General features: G+C 45.6%; 17 protein-coding genes. All 17 read right to left on the bottom strand.

The window, feature by feature from the left end; genetic code table 11:
• Positions 1–220: 220 nt before the first annotated feature.
• The gene (gene dapB, locus BCT34_RS10340; RefSeq protein WP_083702759.1) at positions 221–1,045 is read right to left on the bottom strand and encodes a 4-hydroxy-tetrahydrodipicolinate reductase; all 825 of its coding nucleotides are present in this window, start codon (positions 1,043–1,045) and stop codon (positions 221–223) included.
• Positions 1,046–1,137: 92 nt separating this feature from the next.
• Positions 1,138–1,536, bottom strand: a complete 399-nt coding sequence (gene mutT, locus BCT34_RS10335; protein WP_076651104.1) for an 8-oxo-dGTP diphosphatase MutT — start codon at positions 1,534–1,536, stop codon at positions 1,138–1,140.
• A 341-nt stretch (positions 1,537–1,877) separates the two neighbouring features.
• The gene (gene secA / locus BCT34_RS10330; RefSeq protein WP_076651103.1) at positions 1,878–4,604 is read right to left on the bottom strand and encodes a preprotein translocase subunit SecA; all 2,727 of its coding nucleotides are present in this window, start codon (positions 4,602–4,604) and stop codon (positions 1,878–1,880) included.
• 388 nt (positions 4,605–4,992) lie between these two features.
• Positions 4,993–5,910, bottom strand: coding sequence for a UDP-3-O-acyl-N-acetylglucosamine deacetylase (lpxC, locus tag BCT34_RS10325; protein WP_010434751.1), 918 nt, complete (start codon positions 5,908–5,910; stop codon positions 4,993–4,995).
• Between the two features lie 96 nt (positions 5,911–6,006).
• The gene (ftsZ, locus tag BCT34_RS10320) at positions 6,007–7,236 is read right to left on the bottom strand and encodes a cell division protein FtsZ (protein WP_076651102.1); all 1,230 of its coding nucleotides are present in this window, start codon (positions 7,234–7,236) and stop codon (positions 6,007–6,009) included.
• Between the two features lie 31 nt (positions 7,237–7,267).
• Entirely contained in the window at positions 7,268–8,536 is a 1,269-nt protein-coding gene (gene ftsA / locus BCT34_RS10315) for a cell division protein FtsA (RefSeq protein ID WP_010434747.1), read from the bottom strand.
• The gene (locus tag BCT34_RS10310) at positions 8,529–9,308 is read right to left on the bottom strand and encodes a cell division protein FtsQ/DivIB (protein WP_026084087.1); all 780 of its coding nucleotides are present in this window, start codon (positions 9,306–9,308) and stop codon (positions 8,529–8,531) included. Before BCT34_RS10310 ends, ftsA begins: the two co-directional genes overlap by 8 nt.
• 191 nt (positions 9,309–9,499) lie before the next feature.
• The gene (gene murC / locus BCT34_RS10300) at positions 9,500–10,960 is read right to left on the bottom strand and encodes a UDP-N-acetylmuramate--L-alanine ligase (protein ID WP_076651101.1); all 1,461 of its coding nucleotides are present in this window, start codon (positions 10,958–10,960) and stop codon (positions 9,500–9,502) included.
• A 13-nt stretch (positions 10,961–10,973) separates the two neighbouring features.
• Positions 10,974–12,035 carry an undecaprenyldiphospho-muramoylpentapeptide beta-N-acetylglucosaminyltransferase gene (gene murG, locus BCT34_RS10295; protein ID WP_076651100.1) on the bottom strand — a complete coding sequence of 354 codons (1,062 nt, stop codon included), beginning with the start codon at positions 12,033–12,035 and terminating at the stop codon, positions 10,974–10,976.
• A gap of 12 nt (positions 12,036–12,047) precedes the next feature.
• Positions 12,048–13,244: a cell division protein FtsW gene (ftsW, locus tag BCT34_RS10290; protein WP_076651099.1), complete on the bottom strand. Its 1,197-nt coding sequence runs from the start codon at positions 13,242–13,244 to the stop codon at positions 12,048–12,050.
• A gap of 22 nt (positions 13,245–13,266) precedes the next feature.
• Positions 13,267–14,583, bottom strand: coding sequence for a UDP-N-acetylmuramoyl-L-alanine--D-glutamate ligase (gene murD, locus BCT34_RS10285; RefSeq protein ID WP_076651098.1), 1,317 nt, complete (start codon positions 14,581–14,583; stop codon positions 13,267–13,269).
• 58 nt (positions 14,584–14,641) lie between these two features.
• Entirely contained in the window at positions 14,642–15,724 is a 1,083-nt protein-coding gene (gene mraY, locus BCT34_RS10280) for a phospho-N-acetylmuramoyl-pentapeptide-transferase (RefSeq protein ID WP_048658030.1), read from the bottom strand.
• Complete coding sequence (gene murF / locus BCT34_RS10275) at positions 15,721–17,094, bottom strand: UDP-N-acetylmuramoyl-tripeptide--D-alanyl-D-alanine ligase (RefSeq protein ID WP_076651097.1); 1,374 nt, start codon at positions 17,092–17,094, stop codon at positions 15,721–15,723. Before murF ends, mraY begins: the two co-directional genes overlap by 4 nt.
• Positions 17,094–18,578, bottom strand: a complete 1,485-nt coding sequence (gene murE, locus BCT34_RS10270; protein WP_076651096.1) for a UDP-N-acetylmuramoyl-L-alanyl-D-glutamate--2,6-diaminopimelate ligase — start codon at positions 18,576–18,578, stop codon at positions 17,094–17,096. Before murE ends, murF begins: the two co-directional genes overlap by 1 nt.
• 18 nt (positions 18,579–18,596) lie before the next feature.
• Positions 18,597–20,354 carry a penicillin-binding transpeptidase domain-containing protein gene (locus BCT34_RS10265; RefSeq protein WP_048658027.1) on the bottom strand — a complete coding sequence of 586 codons (1,758 nt, stop codon included), beginning with the start codon at positions 20,352–20,354 and terminating at the stop codon, positions 18,597–18,599.
• Positions 20,351–20,668: a cell division protein FtsL gene (gene ftsL / locus BCT34_RS10260; protein WP_076651095.1), complete on the bottom strand. Its 318-nt coding sequence runs from the start codon at positions 20,666–20,668 to the stop codon at positions 20,351–20,353. The genes BCT34_RS10265 and ftsL overlap by 4 nt, the downstream gene beginning before the upstream one ends.
• A gap of 3 nt (positions 20,669–20,671) precedes the next feature.
• The gene (gene rsmH / locus BCT34_RS10255) at positions 20,672–21,622 is read right to left on the bottom strand and encodes a 16S rRNA (cytosine(1402)-N(4))-methyltransferase RsmH (RefSeq protein WP_076651094.1); all 951 of its coding nucleotides are present in this window, start codon (positions 21,620–21,622) and stop codon (positions 20,672–20,674) included.
• Positions 21,623–21,763: the final 141 nt, after the last annotated feature.

Genomic DNA, 21,763 nt, shown 5'->3' with positions numbered 1-21,763 from the left:
AAAATATCAGCAACAAAACGCAATCGATAAATACAAAGAGAAAACATGACAATTTAAAGAACTAAAACAAAAAACACACCAAAGCCAACATAAACAACATTAAAACTAAGGGTAAATAGCGATAGAAAGGAAACTTAAGGGAGTGACTAGAAGTGAGATTACTAAGGAAAAGGCATCAAACAAAGAAAGCGCCGGCAATTGCCAGCGCATAAATATCCATTTACAGGTCGTTCAAACCAAGCACATCGGTCATGGTATAAAAGCCCGCGGGTTTATCATTTAACCAAACCGCAGCCTTGATAGCGCCATTGGCAAAAGTCATTCGATCCGTAGCTTTATGGGTAATTTCTACTCGCTCACCGATATCAGCAAACATAGCGGTGTGCTCACCAATGATGTCACCAGCACGAATCGTAGCAAAACCAATCTCATCTTTAGTACGTTCGCCAGTAATACCTTCACGTGACCATACGGCTACATCATTTAGCTTGTTGCCCATCGCACCAGCTATAGCTTCACCCATACCAATCGCAGTGCCTGACGGTGCATCAACTTTGTGGCGGTGGTGAGCTTCAACAATCTCGACATCACAATAGTCGCCCATCACTTTAGCGGCCTTCTCTAGCAGCTTAAAGACCAGGTTCACACCAACACTGTAGTTAGGTGCCATTACGATAGCCATCTCTTTTGAAGCTGCATCAATCACCTGCTTCTCTTCTTCAGAGAAACCCGTCGTACCGATGATCAGTTTCTTGCCGTGACGTTTACAAAGTTCAATATTCGCTAATGTGCTAACAGGGGCAGTAAAATCGACAATCACGTCAAATTCTTCGATGGCTTTAGATAGGTCATCGACTAGCGCGACATCAAAACGACCTTCACCGCATAGCTCGCCAACATCTACGCCGACCAAAGATGATTCCGGACGCTTCGAACCAGCTCCAACACTTGCTTCTGAATTATGATGAGCGGCTTTCACCAAGTTGCGGCCCATACGTCCCGCTGCTCCTGCAATTGCAATTCTTACCACTGCGAATATCTCCATTGTTTTGGTTACCGTTACCACTTATCTCTTGCAGCAACGTTCAATCGATTAATCTCTTTAAACTAACAACAATCTCAAACTCAGGCTAGCAATTACGAAAACTCTTTTATCACTCGCTCTAAAATTGGCACATTTGCTTCTGGGAAGGTGTATTGGTTCAATGATTCTAGGCTTACCCATTCACCTTGCTGACCCTCTTTGCCATAAGGTTGCTGTTCAAAATCGGTAACTAGGATGAAATCAAACTTAAGCGACTTGTCGGTGTAATCAAATTCAAGGTGCTCAAACAGAGACTGTTCTGTCACCTTAATACCAATCTCTTCATCGAGCTCACGAGCCATCGCTTGCTCAATGGTTTCGCCAATTTCAACCTTGCCACCAGGAAATTCCCAGAAACCGCCCTTGTGTTTATCATCTGGACGCTTGGTAATAAATACCTGCGACTTATCTTGGTTGAAGATAATACCCGCGACAATATGGATTCTTTTCATTGATGGTGTTCCTTAATAAAACGCTGAGCTCACGTAGTCCCTGAATACATCATCCTCAAGAAGGAGGAACGACTGAGTTGGGGCTCTAAAACAACATGAGCCTAACTAAACGAGATTCCCTATTGCGCTCGTTCCTCGCTATAGGGACGACTTCCTTGAGTAACAAAGTAAGCCATGAAATTTACATACAAAAAGAGCCGCCTAAGCGACTCTTTTTATCAATAAGTTTGTGTGAAGCTAAGCTGTGACGTGGTGAGTGCAAGGAGGAGGCACGGAGCTTACGTTAGTAAGTGAGTACCTCCGACACTGCAATCATCCGTTACAGCAACGATTCACCAAACTTAGTCAATTTTACCGTGACACTGTTTATACTTTTTACCACTTCCACATGGGCATGGTTCATTACGACCCACTTTACGCTCATCACGTACTACCGTTTGAGGAGAAGCTGCTTCAGCTTCATTGTCACCTAGCTGGTTTTCAGCGGTTGCATGTTGTGCTTGTGCACGACGTGCCGCCTCTTCAGCTTGAGCTTGACGCTGTGCTTCCATCTTTTCAACTTCTTCTTGTTGCTGAACGCGAACTTTAGAAAGAATGGTAACAACATCTGTTTTTAGTACATCTAGTAGGCCTTCAAACAGTTCAAACGACTCGCGCTTGTACTCTTGTTTCGGGTTCTTCTGAGCATAACCACGTAGGTGGATACCTTGACGAAGGTGATCCATCGCAGCCAAGTGCTCTTTCCAAAGACCGTCTAGCGTTTGTAGCATCACAGACTTCTCGAAGTTACGTAGCACTTGCGCACCAACCACTTCTTCTTTCTGTTTGTACGAATCAACCGCCATACCTAGGATACGCTCACGCAATGCTTCTTCGTAAAGCTTGTCGTCTTCGTCCAACCAGCCTTGAATATCAAAGTCTAGATCGAAATCATTCTTCAGACGATCTTGCAGACCAGCGATATCCCACATGTCTTCAAGAGATTGAGGAGCAATGTACTCATCGATAACCGAAGTAAACACATCTTCACGGTTATGTTCGATCATTTCGCTTATGTCGTCAGAACTCATCAGTTCGTCACGAAGCTCATAAACCACTTTACGTTGGTCGTTGGCTACATCATCGTACTCAAGAAGCTGCTTACGAATATCGAAGTTACGACCTTCTACTTTACGTTGTGCTTTTTCAATTGAGCGAGAAAGCATCTTCGATTCGATCGCTTCGCCTTCGTCCATACCGCTTTGGATAAGACCAGCCATACGATCCGATGTGAAGATACGTAGCAGTGAGTCTTCCATTGAAAGGTAGAAACGAGAAGAACCAGCATCACCTTGACGACCAGAACGACCACGTAGCTGGTTATCGATACGACGAGATTCGTGACGCTCAGTACCAATGATGTGCAGACCACCTGACTCAAGTACTTTATCGTGGATTACTCTCCAGTCAGCTTTGATCTTATCGATCTGCTCTTGAGTTGGGTTATCTAATTTCTCAACTTGTGCCTGCCAGCTACCACCCAACACGATATCGGTACCACGACCAGCCATGTTGGTTGCGATAGTTACTGCGCTTGGCGTACCCGCTTGAGCAACGATCTCAGCTTCCATTTCGTGGAACTTAGCATTTAGAACGTTGTGCTTAATTTTTGCTTTTTTCAGTGCGTTAGACAGTAGTTCAGATTTCTCGATAGAAACCGTACCAACCAGTGATGGCTGACCAGCAGCAACACGGTCTTTAATGTCTTCGATGATCGCATTGAATTTGTCTTCTTCAGTACGATAAACCACATCTGGCATATCGTTACGAACCATAGGCTTGTTGGTTGGGATAACCACAGTTTCTAGGCCGTAGATAGACTGGAATTCGAAAGCTTCTGTATCGGCTGTACCTGTCATACCTGACAGTTTTTCGTATAGGCGGAAGAAGTTTTGGAAAGTAATCGATGCTAGCGTTTGGTTTTCATTCTGAATCTTCACACCTTCTTTCGCTTCAACAGCTTGGTGTAAACCTTCAGACCAACGACGACCTGGCATTGTACGACCAGTATGTTCATCAACGATAACCACTTCGCCTTCATCAGTAACGATGTAGTCGACGTTCTTCTCAAACAATACGTGTGCACGAAGCGCTGCATTAACATGGTACAATAGGCTGATGTTTGTTGGAGAGTAAAGCGTGTCGCCCTCTTCCATCAGACCATTTTTCACCATTAGCTCTTCTACAAATTCTTGACCGTTTTCAGTCAGGTGAACCTGCTTCGATTTCTCGTCCATGGTGTAGTGACCTTCACCACGGTACTCTTCAGAATCTTCTTTATCTTGACGCTCAAGGTTAGGGATCAACGTGTTAATACGCGTGTAAAGATCTGAGCTATCTTCAGCAGGGCCAGAGATAATAAGTGGAGTACGAGCTTCATCAATTAAGATTGAGTCAACTTCATCGACTACGGCGAAGAAGCGTTCACGTTGAACTCGATCTTCAGCACGGAAAGCCATGTTGTCACGTAGGTAATCGAAACCAAACTCGTTGTTTGTTCCGTATAGGATATCCGCTTGATAAGCTTCTTTCTTCTCTGGTGGAGCCATGTTTGGCACGTTCACGCCAACCGTCATACCAAGGAATTCAAATAATGGACGGTTTGTTTCCGCATCACGCTTGGCTAGGTAGTCGTTCACCGTTACTACGTGAACACCTTTGCTAGGTAGGGCGTTAAGATAAGCTGGTAGGGTTGCTGTAAGAGTCTTACCTTCACCAGTACGCATTTCTGCAATTTGACCAGCATTTAGAACCATGCCACCAATCATTTGCACGTCAAAGTGACGCATGCCGTAAACACGCTTAGACGCTTCACGTACCGTGGCAAATGCTTCCGGTAGAAGTTGATCTAGCGATTCACCTTTATCTAAGCGCTCACGAAACTCAACCGTTTTTGCTTTTAGCTCTTCGTCTGAAAGTGCTTCAAACGTTGGTTCGTAGTTATTAATTTCTTTTACAATTTTTCTAAGGCGGCGCAGTGTTCTGTCATTGCGACTGCCAATTACCTTTGTCAGCAGCTTAGTAATCATGTGCTTGGAATCTCTTCGTTCTCAGATCGTCCGCGATCTATTTTAAATGCCGTCAGTCTCTACTAGCTATGAACTAGTCTTCAGTTACTAACCAAGGATACTGAGATAAATCTAGTATCTTTGATATTGTACTTGAGAGTAGAGTTTTCAAGGCTTGAGTTAAAATTAATGCCCTTTAGTGTAAGTAATTTTCACACTAACGACCATTTATAACCCCATTTGTTTGATGTGCTTGGAACTTTTCTTTCTAATTGCTGACGGATTAGCCAGACTGTAGCCCCTTGGTCGTCAACTTTCGGATGTTGACGACACTGTATCTGGAAAATAGATACAAAAAAACCAGGTCAATGACCTGGTTTTCGAAATCTTATATTGTTGTATGCAACAATTACGCTAGAACCATTCCTGGTTCAGCAAATGCAACAGGAGAGCCTACTTCTTCTTCGAATGTTGCCCATTCCCAAGCTTCTGCGTCAGCTAGTACTGCACGTAGTAGTTGGTTGTTTAGGCCGTGACCTGATTTGTATGCACGGAACTCACCAATAATAGCGTGTCCACACATGTACAAGTCACCAATCGCATCGAGTACTTTATGAGTTACGAACTCATTGTCAAAACGTAGACCTTCTTCGTTAAGAATTCGGTATTCGTCTAGAACGATAGCATTATCAAAACTACCACCAAGTACTAGGTTTTGAGATTGTAGATACTCAATATCGCGCATGAAGCCGAAAGTACGAGCGCGAGAGATCTCTTTCACAAAACCTTGTGAAGAGAAATCAAACAACAAACGTTGCTCATCAGATTCAATTGCTGGGTGGTTAAAGTCGATCTCAAAGTCCATACGGAAGCCGTTAAATGGAACAAATTCTGCCCACTTATCGCCATCTTCAAAACGGATAGGCTTTTTGATACGAATAAAACGCTTCGCTGCATTCAGTGTTTCTACACCCGCTTGCTGTAGCAAGTATACGAATGGGCTTGCGCTACCATCCATAATTGGGATCTCAGGAGCATCTACTTCAACAATAATATTGTCGATGCCCATACCCGCTAGAGCTGCGTTGAGGTGTTCCACTGTAGAGATACGTACGCCTTCGTCATTAACAAGAGCTGTACATAGCATAGTGTCACGAACTGACGCTGGATCAGCTGGAAAATCTACAGGTGGATTTACATCTGTACGACGATAAACAATGCCTGTATTTGCAGCTGCCGGGCGAAGAGTAAGTGTGACTTTACGACCAGAGTGGAGACCCACACCAGTTGTTTTCACAATTTCTTTCAGAGTACGTTGTCTGATCATCTGCTTGCCTCGTTATCAGTGCTACAAATCACGGTCAGTATTTACCGACCGCGAATTTTACCATTAATTCGACGATAGTCAAATTTTGGGTATTTGTTAATCAGCCTGACGTCGTAAGAATGCTGGAATATCTAAGTATCCACTCTCTTTCTCAGCCTTAGGAGCTGCACTTTGGCTAGCGCCTGTACCTGAAGAAACAGGTGACGTTGTTGGCTGCGGATTAACTTGAGGTTTAACCTCAGTTTTTTCTTGCAATGGCTGTGCCACTTTCTCTTCCACTTTTGGCGCAGTTTGAGCCGCTACCTGTGGTTGAGGAGTTGGTGCAACCTTAGCTTTACCACCAGCAACTAATGTAATGTCTGGTTTTTTCTCTGTGCCGATACCTGTTGCTACAACAGTTACACGGATTTCATCCGTCATATCAGGGTCTAGAGAAGTACCTATCACAACTGTTGCGTTATCAGATGCGAATGCCTTAACTGTATTACCTACTGTTTCGAATTCATCTAGACGCATATCTAGGCCTGCTGTGATGTTCACAAGAACGCCACGCGCGCCAGCTAGGTCGATGTCTTCTAGTAGTGGGCTAGAAATTGCCGTTTCAGCAGCTTCTTCAGCACGGTCTTCACCTTTTGCGATACCGCTACCCATCATTGCATGACCCATCTCAGACATTACGGTGCGAACATCCGCGAAATCGACGTTAATCATACCAGGGCGAGTAATTAGCTCAGCGATACCTTGTACAGCGTTTTTAAGTACATCATTTGCACTCGCGAAAGCTTCTAGCAGAGTTACGCCGCGGCCAAGTACTTTAAGTAGCTTCTCATTTGGAATCGTAATTAAAGAATCCACATGCTTAGAAAGCTCTTCAATACCTTGCTCAGCAAACGCTAAACGCTTTTTGCCTTCAAAGCTAAATGGCTTAGTTACAACAGCAACCGTTAGCACACCCAACTCTTTCGCAACTTCAGCAATAACTGGAGCAGCACCTGTACCAGTACCACCGCCCATACCAGCTGCGATAAATACCATATCGGCGCCAGTTAGAACTTCTTTAATTCTTTCTCGATCTTCGAGAGCTGCATCACGGCCAACTTGTGGGTTTGCACCAGCGCCCAAACCTTTAGTGATATCACCACCAATTTGGATCACGCTGCTCACGCTCGTTTTACGAAGGGCTTGTGCATCAGTGTTAACACTGATGAATTCTACGCCTTCGATTGATTCACGTACCATGTGCTCAACAGCGTTACCGCCACCGCCACCAACTCCAACGACTTTAATTACTGCATCGTCAGACATTTCCATCATCGGTTCAAACATGTGTTATCTCCGTTTTTTCCTGCAACTCAGGTTAAAACTCTTTTTGTATCCAATTACGCAATTTGCCAAACAAGCCTGACATTGAAGGTGCTGAACGCTTAGGTTCGCTGTAATCACCTTCATCACTTATCTGACAATCTCTTGCGTAATGAAGTAAACCAACCGCCGTAGAATGATACGGCTCTTTAACATAGTCAGTTAAACCACTAACTTCTAATGGCTTACCAACTCGAACTTGATTGCGGAAAACACGTTCCGCACACTCTACCAATCCGTCAATTTGTGCCGCCCCACCAGTGAGAACGACGCCAGCTGCAAGGTGGTGTTTAATACCTTCATCTCTTAGCTGTAATTGAACCGTATCAATAGTTTGGTTAACGAGACCCATAAGTTCAGTGTAACGCGGTTCAATCACTTCCGACAAAGTTTGTCGTTGCAAACTTCTCGAAGGGCGACCACCAACACTTGGGACGTTAACAGAGTCATCCTTGCTTACGAGTTCACTCAGAGCGCAACCATGGTTTACTTTGATCTCTTCAGCATCGCTCACTGGCGTGCCGAAAGCGAAGGCAATATCACTGGTTACTGCATTTCCTGCGTAGGAAAAGACTTCTGTGTGTCGAAGTGCGCCGCCAGTCCAAATGGAAATATCCATTGTACCCGCACCGATATCTACCACACATACTCCAAGCTCTCTCTCGTCTTCAGTAATTACCGCATTACTTGAGGCAAGTCCTGAAAACACGATTTGTTCTACTGTGAGACCACATCGTTCAACAGCTTTTATAATGTTTCTCGCCATGTCGCTATGGCAAGAAATTAGGTGAACACTGACTTCCATTCGAACACCAGATAAGCCAAGTGGGTTCTTAATCCCTTCTTGATAATCAATGGTAAATTCTTGTGGGATCACGTGCAGAATTCTCTGCTCATCACCTATTTTAATTGATTTCGCGGTATGGATCGCTCGATCCATATCGTCTTGAGACACCTCTTCATCAGAGATAGTGCCCATGCCTTTTTCAATTCGGCTTGCGATATGTTTACCCGATAGCGAGATAAATACATTGCTTATTTGGCATTCCGCCATCAACTCTGCTTGATCAATAGCTCGCTGAACCGACTTAACTACCGACTCTAGGTCGTTTACACCACCTTTATCCATACCTCTGGATGGGCTTTGCCCAGAACCAATGATATTGATTTGACCATCAGGCAATATTTCACCAACCAGAGCTGATATGGTCGCAGTGCCTATATCAAGACCAACGATTATGTTGTCATCTGCGGTCTTAGTCATCTGTGCTCTCTTCTAACTCTTGCTCTGGAAACCAGCCTACAGCGGCTCCCGTATCATACCTGAGGTCGATGTAGCTCACTTGATTCGCCTTACTACCTAACTCGTTGTAAAGCGAAATGAAGCGTTCAACACGCTCATCTAAAGAATCTTTACCTAGTTCTAAACGGATACCGTTATCTAGGATTATTTGCCAAGCGCGACGCTCATTGAGAACGAGTGAGGTAACGGTTAACCCTAGACTGTTGATCAAAGGGGTTATCTGTCGCCACTTTTCTATCACTTCTTGGCTGGTGCCGTCTGGGCCGTAAAGCTTAACTCTATCGCCCTTCAACAGGCCGATATCACCATTAAACACCTGACCATCGTCATTTAGCAGCATGTTGCCGTTCCAGATTGCTGCTGCATGGTACTCAGTCAAAAACACTTTTATTGTGTCTGGCCACTGCTTACGAATGGAGACCACTGAAACCCAAGGTAACGCTTCTAAACTGTCTTGCAACACGCCGATGTCTTGCGACATAAATGTTCCAATGTGTTCAAGCTCGCCAAAAGCATGTTGAACATCACCAGCGGTTACGTAAGTTAAGTCGCCTTGAAGTACTATTTTGGAGAGAGGCAATCGCTGATCGTCCCACATCCAAGTCAGAGTGGTATAGAAAAGAAATCCAATGAATAGCAGTACCATGACAAAAAACGACCCGCCTAAAGCGTGTTTCTTGAGTGACGGTAAACTGAATAGGTGGCGGTTTTCGCTAAAAGTACTTTCTACCAAAGCCCGCATTCCCTGTCGTTGGTTCGCAATTCTATTCCCTATCTTCGTAATAGAGGTAAAAGCACTTACTTTAACCTATGAATTATACTGAGCAAAATCAAACTATCAAACGTTGATAATAAGATTTTTGGTCAATTTTAGGTCAATCGCAAGAAGTGAGCGATTGACCACAGTCTGTAGACAGTATTCTGTTACGCGTTCTGCATTTTATTAATGTCTAACTGTAACGATTCCAACTGCTTCGCTACTCGACCAACATCCCCTGCACCCTGCGTTAACACAAGGTCACCACCTTGAATTACGTTGGCTAAAGCCGATGGTAGTGCGTTGATATCGGCAACAAAGATTGGATCTATCTTACCACGCCCGCGAATAGTTCGACTCAATGAACGTCCGTCGGCCCCTGCAATAGGTTTCTCACCTGCAGAGTAGACATCTAATAAGATTAAAACATCAACCTGCTCAAGAACGTTCGCGAAATCATCATACAGATCGCGAGTACGGCTATAACGGTGCGGTTGGAAGATCATCACAAGACGTTTGTCAGCCCAGCCACTTCGTGCAGCTTGAATCGTCACGTCAACTTCCGTTGGGTGGTGACCGTAATCATCAACCAACATTGCAACGCCTTTACCTGTTTCGTACTCACCAAGGTGATCGAAACGGCGACCAGTACCTTCGGTTCCCGCCATCGCTTTTAGAATCGCTTCATCACTGATGTCATCTTCTGTTGCAACAGCAATCGCCGCTGACGCGTTCAGTGCATTATGACGACCCGGAATGTTCAATGTGATATCAAGGTTAGCTTTACCTTCACGCACCACGGTGAACTTGCCTTGCTGACCTTCTTGTACATAGTTCTCAATGCGAATATCTGCATCTTCTGAGAAACCGTAAGTAATCACTTGGCGGCTTACCTGAGGGATAAGCTCACGTACAACAGGGTCATCAACACACATCACTGCCTGACCGTAGAACGGTAGGTTGTGTAAGAAATCAATAAACGTCTGCTTTAGTGTTTCGAAATCGCCACCGTAGGTATCCATGTGGTCAGCTTCGATATTAGTGACGATGCTCACCATAGGTTGCAGGTGTAAGAATGACGCATCACTTTCATCGGCTTCAGCGATAAGAATACGGCTTGAACCTAAACGAGCGTTAGTACCTGCACTTTTCACCAAACCACCGTTGACGAAGGTTGGATCTAGACCTGCTTCCGAGTAAATCTGCGTCACTAGCGCTGTTGTGGTTGTTTTACCGTGCGTACCTGCCACAGCAATGCCATGACGAAAACGCATCAGCTCAGCCAACATTTCTGCACGACGAACGATAGGTGTGCGCGCTTCACGAGCAGCAATAATTTCTGGGTTTTCTTCGTTGATAGCGGTTGAAACCACTACCACACTTGCGTCGGCAACGTTACTTGCTTGGTGACCGATGTAAACGGTCGCACCCTTACTAACTAAACGATCGGTCACTGGATTTTGAGCAATATCAGAACCCGTGATCTGGTAGCCTTCATTGAGCAAGACTTCAGCAATCCCGCTCATTCCAGCACCACCAATACCAATGAAGTGGATAGATTTAACACGGCGCATCTCTGGCACCATTGCACGGATTTGCGCTAAGTCTTGGGTATGTTCAATCGTCATCAATTCAATCTCATTATTTTGCTAAAGCTTTGATCGCTTCAGCGACGGTCACGTCAGCATCAAGCTTGGCTGCTTGACGAGCTTTGGTTGCCATCATTTTTAATTCATTTCTACCAAGCTGAGCGATAGCGTTCGCTAGCTTATCAGCCGTTAGTTGAGGCTGTTCAATCATTAACGCGGCGCCACATTCAACTAAGTGATCGGCATTCAGCGCTTGCTGTCTGTCTTTGTGCATAAACGGAATGAAGATAGAACCCACACCGGCCGCAGACACTTCTGATACGGTTAATGCACCTGAGCGACACACTAATAGATCTGCCCACTCATAAGCTTGCGCCACATCATCAATAAATTCAGTCACTTGAACATTATCTACAGAATGTGATTTATATTGTTCAATCACTTGCTGCTGGTTGTTCTTACCCGCTTGATGCATCACAGTGAAGCCTTCGCCAAGCTGAGCCATGGTAACTGGCAAGGTATCGTTCAGGATTTTTGCGCCCTGACTACCGCCCATAACCAAGATACGGATATAACCTTCACGCTCTGCCATGCGTTGCTCGGGGTCAGCTAAGGCAACAACATCTTCGCGTACTGGGTTACCCACGACTTCAGCAGTCGGGAATGCGCCTGGGAAAGCCTGGAAAACCTTTTTAGCAATCTTAGACAGCCATTGGTTGGTTAAACCTGCCACTGCATTTTGTTCATGCAACACCACTGGAATACCAGACAACCATGCCGCGATACCACCTGGGCCACTCACGTACCCCCCCATTCCAAGCACCACATCAGGCTGCCATGCTTTAATGTGCTGTCTTGCTTGAAGTATGGCATTAATAATCTGGAACGGTGCTTTAATTAACTTGCTAATGCCTTGACCACGCAGGCCTTTCACTTTAATGAAGTCGATCTCAATACCATGCTTTGGTACCAAATCCGCTTCCATTCTGTCTGCAGTTCCTAACCAGCGAATCTCCCAGCCTTGTTGCTGAAGCTTTTTAGCTACCGCTAACCCTGGAAAAACGTGACCGCCAGTACCACCAGCCATCACTAAAAGTTTTTTGTTTTGTTTCATCACGTTAGATTCTTATTCTACTAATTCGTTTTGATTGTCGGCTTGTTCTTTTTGTTGCACTCGGCATTCATGATCAATACGCAGCAGCATAGAAACCGCCACTGACATCACAATAAGACTTGAACCACCATAGCTGATCAGCGGCAAGGTTAGACCTTTGGTCGGGACGATACCTGACGCAGCACCCACGTTAACAAGCGTTTGAAAAGCAAACCAAATACCGATGCCAAATGCCAGATAACCACTGAACACTTGATCGTTTTCAAAGGCCTTTTTACCAATAAGAATGGCTTTAAAAACCAAGCTAAAGATCAGCATCAATACTAAGGTTACGCCAACAAAACCCAACTCTTCTGCCAACACAGCAAATACAAAGTCGGTATGCGCTTCGGGTAGGTATTCAAGCTTCTGAATTGAGTTACCAAGGCCTTGTCCCATCCAGTCGCCACGGCCGAACGCCATCAATGACTGAGTTAGCTGATAACCACTACCGAATGGGTCATTCCAAGGTTCCCAGAACGAGGTAACACGTCGAACACGATAAGGTTCTATAACAATCAAACCGACGACCGCAGCAATACCCGCCACCATCAAGGCGATAAACTGTGAAAGCTTGGCACCAGCTATGAATAGCATCCCAAACAGAGTAACCAACATCACGACTACGGTACCTAAATCGGGTTGACCAAGTAGCAATACCGCAAAGGCGCCGAACACCATGATCGGTTTACCAAAACCACCAAAGAAGGTTTTCCTCACTTCGTCTTGTTTACGAACCAAGTAGCCCGCCATAAAGATAAACAGCGATAGCTTGGCGACTTCAGCAGGTTGTAAGTTAAATAGCCCTAACGGGATCCAACGCGATGCGCCGTTAACCGACTTACCGACGGCCAGTACCACAATCAGCAAGAAGAAGGACAAGCCCAGTAGATACATACTGTATTGAAACCAGCGCTGCATCGGGATTTGCAATATGACGCTGGAGACGCCTAATGCCAACACAAGGAAGATGGCATGACGGAACATAAAGTGAAACGGCTGATCAGTTAAACGAGCACTGATAGGAAACGAAGCCGACGTTACCATCACTAACCCCGTTAGCATCAGTCCAAGAGCAATCCATACCAATTGACGATCGTAGAGCGCCTCTGGTGTGGCACGGTTAAGCCATTGCCAAATAGATTGATTGATCTCTTTCACTCTTTGCACTGAATGTTAGTCCTTCAACACGTTAGGCATACTCATAAGCAAGTTCAGTGAACGCATCACCTCTTGCCATGAAATTATTAAATTGATCGAAGCTTGCGCACGCAGGAGAGAGCATCACCATATCTCCAGCCACCAGTAGTGGTGAGATAGATTCGATTATCTGCTGCATGGTCTCGAACTTTTGTGCAGATGGATGCAGCGGCATAAATTGCGCAGCATCTTCACCAAAACAACACAGTTGAACGCGCTCTAGTTGCGACAACACTGGTTTAAGCTCACTGAAATCAGCACCTTTACCAACACCACCAACCAAAAGATACAGAGTACCTTGGCACTCTAAACCCGACAGAGCCGCTAATGTACTGGCTACATTGGTCGCTTTGGAGTCGTTAACCCATTTTGTTTCGTGCTTGTCAGCCACTACTTGACAGCGATGAGTCAAACCGTTGTAAGCTTTCAAAGCTTCAAAGCTCTTACTGTAGTCGATACCGACTTGCTTCAATAGTGCTAGCGAGACTAACGCATTTGCCACATTATGACGTCCAACCAATGTTAAATCTTGGGTAGCAAGTACAGGCTTTCCGTTGTCCATTAACCATTCAGTGCCATCAACTGTCGCCACACCAAACTCTTGTTCATCGAGCCCAAATGTTACTAATGACATGTTGTGGTCTGGATACGTCTCTTTGTCGTCGCGGTTTACTATCGCATATTGAGCATTGTTAAAGATTCTTAGCTTAGCCTCGCGGTAATCGGCCATGCCTTCATAACGATCCATATGATCTTCTGACAGGTTCAAAAAGGCTGCCGCTGCAAGGTTCAGATTCGATGTGGTCTCTAACTGAAAGCTTGAAAGTTCAAGAACATATAAATCGGCATCAAGTTCTAAGAGGTCTAAAGCAGGAATGCCAATGTTGCCACCGACACCAACGTTAAGGCCTGCGGCTTTAGCGAGCACACCAGTGAGATCCGTCACGGTACTCTTACCGTTTGAACCAGTAATCGCTACGACAGGCTTATCTACCGCCCATCCAAACAGTTCGATGTCACCAACGACAGGCGTTCCAGCTTGAAGCACATCTTGAATTTCCGGTGTCGCTAAGGCGATACCTGGATTAGCAACCACTAAGTCAGCCTCAGCCAACCATTGGCTATTCCAACTTCCTGAATGCAGCTCTACCGATTCAGGTAAAGATTCCTTTCCTGGTGGCAGCTCTCGAGTATCAATCACCTTCACACGAGTATGAGGCTGATATTTTACGAGATGTTTAACGACAGAGAGCCCGGTAATACCGAGCCCCGCAACCACTACATTTTGAATATTTTGCCAACGTTCCATTTAAACAAGATGCTCTTAATAGTTTTAAAGAGCCTCTATGACAGAGGCTCGCATAGGGTTAACGAACTTTCAGTGTCGCTAGACCAACCAGTACTAATACCATTGAGATGATCCAAAAACGCACGATTACGCGCGGCTCCGGCCAGCCCTTCAATTCGTAGTGGTGGTGAATCGGTGCCATGCGGAAAATACGCTGACCACGCAGTTTGTAAGAACCGACCTGTAAAATCACTGACAAGGTTTCCATTACAAACACACCGCCCATGATAACCAGTACCAACTCTTGGCGAACTAACACAGCAATCACGCCCAGAGCACCACCTAGTGCTAAAGAGCCAACATCGCCCATGAATACTTGTGCTGGGTAGGTGTTAAACCATAGGAAACCTAGGCCGGCACCCACGATAGCAGTACATACCACAACCAGTTCAGAGGTGTATGGGATGTATGGAATGTGTAGGTATGCCGCGAAGTTAACGTTACCTGTCGCCCAAGCGATAACAGCAAAACCAGCAGCAACCATAACCGTTGGCATAATAGCCAAACCATCTAAGCCATCTGTTAGGTTTACCGCGTTACTGGTACCCACAATAACAAAATATGTCAGTACGATGTACAATAAACCTAATTGTGGCATCACATCTTTAAAGAAAGGAACAACTAACTGGGTTGCCGCAGTATCGTGTCCGTGCGCATACAGAGCAAACGCCACAACTAAAGCAATCGCCGATTGCCAGAAATATTTCCAACGCGCAATCAAGCCATCGGTGTTTTTACGAACTACTTTACGGTAGTCATCAACAAAGCCAACAGCACCGTAACCACCAAGGACAACCAATACTGCCCAAACGTAAGGGTTAGAAAGATCGGCCCACATTAATACTGTAATAATGATGGCAGCTAAGATCATCACGCCGCCCATGGTTGGAGTACCACGTTTGCTAAAGTGAGATTCAGGGCCATCGTTACGAACAACTTGGCCAATTTGTAGCATTTGCAGACGCTCAATTAAACGAGGTCCCATCCACAGCGACAGACATAAAGCCGTCAAAATACTCGCGATTGCACGAAACGATAGGTATTCGAACAAACGGAAAAAAGAAAAGTGTGGCTGTAGTAGCTCTGCAAGCCAAATTATCATGAAAAGTTCTCCTTTAAAGCAGCGGCTATTTTACTCATTCCTGCACTATTCGCGCCCTTTACCAACAAGGTATGTGACGCGTTTTCTGGCAAGCATAAGTGCTGCTCTATGTGCGCGATCATCGCTTGATGCGTTGCAAAGTGGGTACCGTTACAGACCTCACTAATCACCTTGGTATCATCACCGTAAGTGAGTACATGCTCAAAAGCGAATGGGGCAGCATATTCACCGACTTGACGGTGAAGTGCAAGGCTTTCATCGCCTAATTCAGCCATGTTGCCTAAAATCAACCAACGTTGACCTTTGAAGCTCGACAGAAGTTTGGCTGCCGCCTTCATAGCAGGTACGCTGGCGTTGTAACTGTCATCTATCAACTTGATATTCTGACTTAATTGCTGAACCTCTACTCGCCCTTTAACAGAGATAAGGTTCGCTAAACCATTTTTTACTTCTTCAAGCGTGGCACCAAATTGAATACTCAACGCTGCAGCTGCTAATGCATTTGCCACATTGTGCTGACCAATAATGCCAAGTTCGACATCAATAGCACCTAGTGGGGTCTGCATACAAAAGCAAGCTTCACCCTGCTCGTTCATACGAATATTTGTCGCAAAGTAATCTGCCGCGTCATCACTTTCAGAAAAGGTCAGAACGCTTTTATCTGCAAGCACACCTTTCCAGAAGTCACCACCATTGCTCTCTAGGTTAACAATAGCAGTATCACCAGCAGCAAGCCCCTGAAAAATTTCGCCTTTCGCTTGCTTCACGCCATCGATAGAACCAAAACCTTCGAGGTGCGCCGCCGCGACATTGTTCACCAACGCAACCTGTGGTTTCACAAGCTGAGTAGTATAAGCAATTTCACCAATGTGGTTCGCGCCCAGTTCGATCACGGCATAGTCGTCATTTGGTTCACTGCGCAACAAAGTTAATGGGACACCAATATCATTATTGAAGTTACCCGCCGTAAACAGCACCTTGCCACGTTGTTGTAGAATGCTCGCCACCATCTCTTTGACGGTCGTTTTGCCACAACTTCCGGTAATCGCCATGGTTGGTATGTCACATTGTTTGTGGATCCAAGCACTTAGCTGACCTAAAGCAAGTTTAGTGTCTTCAACAACAACTTGAGTAATATTTAGGTCAAGTTTTCGTTCGACTAACAACGCGCTCGCATTAGCCTCAACTGCTTGATGACAAAAGTCATGCGCATCAAAGCGTTCTCCGACGATAGCGACAAACAATGCGCCTTCTTCAACCGTGCGAGTGTCGGTAGAAACAGCATTAATTACGTTAGTGTTTGAGTCGCCAGCTTCAATCAACTCACCGCTGACCGCTGAACAAATCTGTTCGAGTGATACATCAATCATTATGAAATACCTAAAAGTTGAAGCGCAGATTCTCGATCTGAGTAATGGATCGTTTCGTCTTTTAATACTTGGTAATCCTCATGACCTTTACCAGCCAAAAGAATAATGTCATTGCTGTCTGCCTGTTCAAGCGCGAACTTAACCGCTTGGTAGCGATCATGTTCCACAAATGCAGACTCAGGGTTGCTTAAGCCTGCTAGCATGTCTTTGACAATCAAGGCAGGATCTTCGCTGCGAGGGTTGTCATCTGAAATAATAATTTTATCGGCAAACTGCTCTGCGGTCGCTGCCATCATAGGCCGCTTACCTGTGTCGCGGTCACCGCCGCAACCAAAGATAGCCCACAGTTTTCCAGAGCAATGAACACGCAGCGCTGCTAGTGCTTTTTCTAGAGCATCTGGCGTGTGCGCGTAATCGACGACGATTTTTGCTTTGCTCGGAACTTGGAACAGTTCCATACGACCAATAACAGGTTGAAGTTGAGATGCTGTGTCGACCAAGATTTGCTTATCAATGCCCAATGAAAGCAGAGTAGCGAAGGCAACCAACACATTTGATGCGTTGAACTGACCAATTAAAGGCACCGAAAGCTGACCTTGCCCCCAGCTACCATCAAAAGACATCTGAATACCGGTTTCTGCATAAGCAACATCAGATGCCCATACCGACTGTTGGTAGCCCGACAGTGGAAGCAATGAAACAGCTATTGCATTCGATAAGTCAGTCATCCACGCTTTGCCAACTTCGTCATCAACGTTTATGACAGCGTGCTTGCATTTGTGCTCAGTAAACAGGCTCTTCTTAGCCAGCGCGTACTCTTCCATCGTGCCATGGTAATCAAGATGATCACGGCTCAAATTAGTGAATACACCCACTTCGAAGTTCAAGGCTTTAACGCGACCTTGTACCAAACCATGAGAAGAGATTTCCATTGCGGTGTAAGCCGCGTTTTCTTCAGCCAACTCACTCAGCGTGCGCTGTATTTCGATCGCGTTGCCTGTGGTGTTAGCCGCGGTTTTTAGATTGTCTAAGAAGCCATTACCTGTGGTGCCCATTACCGCAGAGCGTTGACCAACAAGATCAAGCCATTGAGCAATCAATTGAGTGATGGTGGTTTTGCCATTGGTGCCAGTAACACCAATCAGTTTGGTCGCTTGAGAAGAATAAACTCGGCCAGCCAGTTCAGAGAGAATTGAATTTAGCTCTGAGACATAAACAACAGGCACTGCATTTAGCCACTCAACTAAGCCATGAATTTTGTCATCACCCGCTTGTGCAATGACGGCTTTCGCACCTTGAGCGACTGCTTTGTCGATAAAGCGACGACCATCAACGGCATGTCCAACAATGGCAACAAAGATATCACCGTCCTTGATCGCACGGCTATCCAACTCCAATTGCTCAACAGCAATCGCATCTAGCTCAGGTGAACTGAAGTCTCCCCAAGGAGAAAGTAAAGATGACAGCGTGAGGCTATTACTCATATTGAATCCTGATTGGCTCTATTCTTGAAATTTGTTTTCATCAGCAGGGACATTGAGAATTTGCAGTGCGCCCTTCATGATTTCAGAAAACACTGGGGCAGCGACTGAACCACCATAGTAAAGGTCACCCTGAGGCTCATTGACCACAACAACCAGAGCGACTCTTGGGTCACTAACAGGGGCAAAACCTGCGGTAATCGCAATGTATTCGTCGCTGTACCCGCCAGCTTCAGCCTTACGAGACGTACCCGTTTTTGCTGCAACTCGGTAACCAGGAACGGCAGCTCTTGTTGCCGTGCCGCCTTTTTGAGTCACCCCTTCTAGCATATTCAACACCAGTTCCGCGTTCTCGCGCTTGATGATCTGCTTAGAAAAGTCTTGGTCGTTACTCTTAATAATATGAATCGGTTCATACATGCCTTTATTGGCTAGCGTCGCATACGCATGTGCCAACTGCATCGGCGTTACAGACAAACCATAACCGAATGATAATGTTGCAATTTCAAACTTAGACCAGCGACGGCGATTCGGGAAAATACCGCTCGTTTCACCGATTAAGTTCAGCCCTGACATTTCGCCAAGACCAACGGAACTGTACATCCCAAGCAGGGCTTCTAAAGGCATATTAAGTGCCAGTTTCGCCACACCGATGTTACTCGACTTTTTGAGGATCAACGCTAAATCAGCTTTACCGACTTTAGAAGAGTCTCGTACACGGCTACCGCCGATCTGCATGATGCCGTTGCCAGTATCAATAACGATGTCAGGGTCTGCGGTACCGTTCTCTAGCGCCGCCAAAACCACGAAAGGTTTCACGGTAGAGCCGGGCTCCATCGCATCGGTAAGCACGCGGTTACGCATCTTAAAGCTTTGTAAGTCAGCACGATTGTTCGGGTTATAAGAAGGCGCATTAACCATAGCCAACACAGCGCCAGTTTTTACGTCCAACAAGATTGCAGAGCCTGAAGTCGCCTTATGATCGGCTACGGCTTGTTTTATCGCTCGGTAGGCGATCGCTTGTAGTCGTTGATCGATCGTTAACTCAAGTGGTTTGCCTTCTTCACGTTCTTCTAGAGCAATGTTTTCAACCACACGACCATAACGGTCTTTACGAATCGTTCGCTTACCGGCCTCGCCAGTAAGCCATTTGTCATAGCTGCGCTCAACGCCTTCTAAGCCGTGTCCATCAATTCCGGTCACACCGATAAGGTGCGCACTGACTTCACCTGCTGGGTAGTAACGTCGAGATTCTGCTTTAAGGCCAACCCCCACAAGCTTAAGCTCGCGAATATACTTAGCCATCGCTGGGCTAACTTGTCTTTGTAGGTAAATAAATCGGCGAGATTTGTTGCTAGAGATCTTATCGATCATCGATTGTCGTTCTAAGCCAAGTACATCGGCTAACGCATACCAACGATCAATTTGAGCCATGCCATTTTTATCGAAAATCGTCTTAGGATCGGCCCATACCGCTTCAACTGGCACACTCACAGCAAGCGGCTCGCCATTGCGGTCTGAGATAATGCCGCGAGCAGAAGGAATAGCCTTAACACGCACGGAACGAAGATCGCCCTGACGAATTAAGTTATCTGGTTCAATGATTTGGATGTAAGCCACACGACCAACCAGTGCAGCAAAGGCAAGAAACACGAAAGCAATAACGACATTGAAACGCCATTTAATAAGAATTGGATCCGAATCCTTTTCGCTCTTCACACGCTCTTTCGTTGATTTCTTAACGGGTTTTGCGGGTGCTTTTTCCTTTTTACCGGTCATTTCAGTGTGATCACAACTTCTTTGTCAGAGTCTGGACGTTTCATGTCTAACTCTCTTTTTGCCGATGCTTGAACGCGGCTATGTTCAGCCAGAGCCGTCTCTTCAAGCATTAAATTTCGCCACTCATCATCAAGTTGTTCTCGCTCCACCAGTGCCATGTCTTTTTGCGTGATCGCCTGACGTGACATATGTGTCGTAAGAACGACCCCCATCGCACTCGCAAAGATACAGATAAGAAGCATCAATGGGGCCTTGCCCACCGAGATCAAATCAAAAAATATTATCTTGGCTAAGTTTGGTTTGGAGGTCTTCATTGACTATAGCTTTTCTGCGATTCGTAATACTGAGCTACGTGAACGAGTATTCTCATCCACTTCGCCTTTCGATGGCTTGATCGCTTTGCCAACTGGCTTAAGATCTGCACTGCCTAGCGCTTTGATCTGCTCTTCTGTTAGTGGCAGGCCATGTGGAACTTGCGGGCCTTGGCTCTCTTTACGGATAAAGCGTTTCACCATGCGATCTTCCAGTGAATGGAAGCTGATAACAGACAAGCGACCTTCTGGAGCAAGAATGCTTGCTGCGCCTTTTAGTGCCGTATCGATCTCTTCCAGTTCACTGTTAATGTAGATACGGAATGCTTGGAAAGCACGTGTTGCTGGGTGCTTTTTCTCTTTGAAGCTTTTTGGCGCTACATCTGAGATAAGCTTAGCCAACTGGCCAGTGCGCGTTAGCGGTTCGTTCTCTTCATTCTCTTGATAAGCAATGATGCCTTTCGCGATACGACGAGCATGTTTGTCTTCACCAAACTCACGGATAACCCATGTGATGTCGTCAAGATCGGCTTCAAGCAACCACTGAGATACGGGAATACCTGTTGTTGGATCCATACGCATGTCAAGCGGGCCGTCTTTCATAAAGCTAAAGCCACGCTCAGCGTCATCCAACTGTGGTGAAGAAACACCTAAATCCAGTAATACGCCATCCACTTGACCGACTAAGTCGTAACGCTCTGCATATTCAGCCATACCTGAGAATGGGCCGTGAATAATGGTAAAACGAGGGTCATCAATCTTTTGTGCTTCTGCAATCGCTTGTGGATCGCGGTCAATACTAAAGAGTCGTCCATTCTCGCCCAGTTTAGACAGGATTGTACGGCTGTGACCACCACGGCCAAAAGTACCATCGATGTAGGTACCGTCAGGTTTGATCGCAAGTCCGTCAATAGATTCGTTAAGCAATACTGAAATATGTTTGAATGCTTCTGTCATAGTCTTCTCAGTGAGTGGATTGAGCCATTAGTTCGGCAATAGTTTGTTCTATTAACGTTTTAGTGTACTGATTTCACGCTGTATCTCCACCATATTGTGTATAGGCTTTAGGAATTTTTGACCCAAGCTCATATCAGGATG

Source organism: Vibrio sp. 10N.261.45.E2, assembly GCF_002875705.1.
Lineage (GTDB): Bacteria > Pseudomonadota > Gammaproteobacteria > Enterobacterales > Vibrionaceae > Vibrio.
Note: the sequence above shows the minus strand (reverse complement) of the source record. Positions and strands in the feature narration are given on the sequence as shown.

What these genes read in the sequence shown, in the direction of transcription:
- dapB (WP_083702759.1), bottom strand. Translation starts at nt 1,045, where the DNA reads ATGGAGATATTCGCAGTGGTAAGAATTGCAATTGCAGGAGCAGCGGGA.
- mutT (WP_076651104.1), bottom strand. Translation starts at nt 1,536, where the DNA reads ATGAAAAGAATCCATATTGTCGCGGGTATTATCTTCAACCAAGATAAG.
- secA (WP_076651103.1), bottom strand. Translation starts at nt 4,604, where the DNA reads ATGATTACTAAGCTGCTGACAAAGGTAATTGGCAGTCGCAATGACAGA.
- lpxC (WP_010434751.1), bottom strand. Translation starts at nt 5,910, where the DNA reads ATGATCAGACAACGTACTCTGAAAGAAATTGTGAAAACAACTGGTGTG.
- ftsZ (WP_076651102.1), bottom strand. Translation starts at nt 7,236, where the DNA reads ATGTTTGAACCGATGATGGAAATGTCTGACGATGCAGTAATTAAAGTC.
- ftsA (WP_010434747.1), bottom strand. Translation starts at nt 8,536, where the DNA reads ATGACTAAGACCGCAGATGACAACATAATCGTTGGTCTTGATATAGGC.
- murC (WP_076651101.1), bottom strand. Translation starts at nt 10,960, where the DNA reads ATGACGATTGAACATACCCAAGACTTAGCGCAAATCCGTGCAATGGTG.
- murG (WP_076651100.1), bottom strand. Translation starts at nt 12,035, where the DNA reads ATGAAACAAAACAAAAAACTTTTAGTGATGGCTGGTGGTACTGGCGGT.
- murD (WP_076651098.1), bottom strand. Translation starts at nt 14,583, where the DNA reads ATGGAACGTTGGCAAAATATTCAAAATGTAGTGGTTGCGGGGCTCGGT.
- mraY (WP_048658030.1), bottom strand. Translation starts at nt 15,724, where the DNA reads ATGATAATTTGGCTTGCAGAGCTACTACAGCCACACTTTTCTTTTTTC.
- murF (WP_076651097.1), bottom strand. Translation starts at nt 17,094, where the DNA reads ATGATTGATGTATCACTCGAACAGATTTGTTCAGCGGTCAGCGGTGAG.
- murE (WP_076651096.1), bottom strand. Translation starts at nt 18,578, where the DNA reads ATGAGTAATAGCCTCACGCTGTCATCTTTACTTTCTCCTTGGGGAGAC.
- BCT34_RS10265 (WP_048658027.1), bottom strand. Translation starts at nt 20,354, where the DNA reads ATGACCGGTAAAAAGGAAAAAGCACCCGCAAAACCCGTTAAGAAATCA.
- ftsL (WP_076651095.1), bottom strand. Translation starts at nt 20,668, where the DNA reads ATGAAGACCTCCAAACCAAACTTAGCCAAGATAATATTTTTTGATTTG.
- rsmH (WP_076651094.1), bottom strand. Translation starts at nt 21,622, where the DNA reads ATGACAGAAGCATTCAAACATATTTCAGTATTGCTTAACGAATCTATT.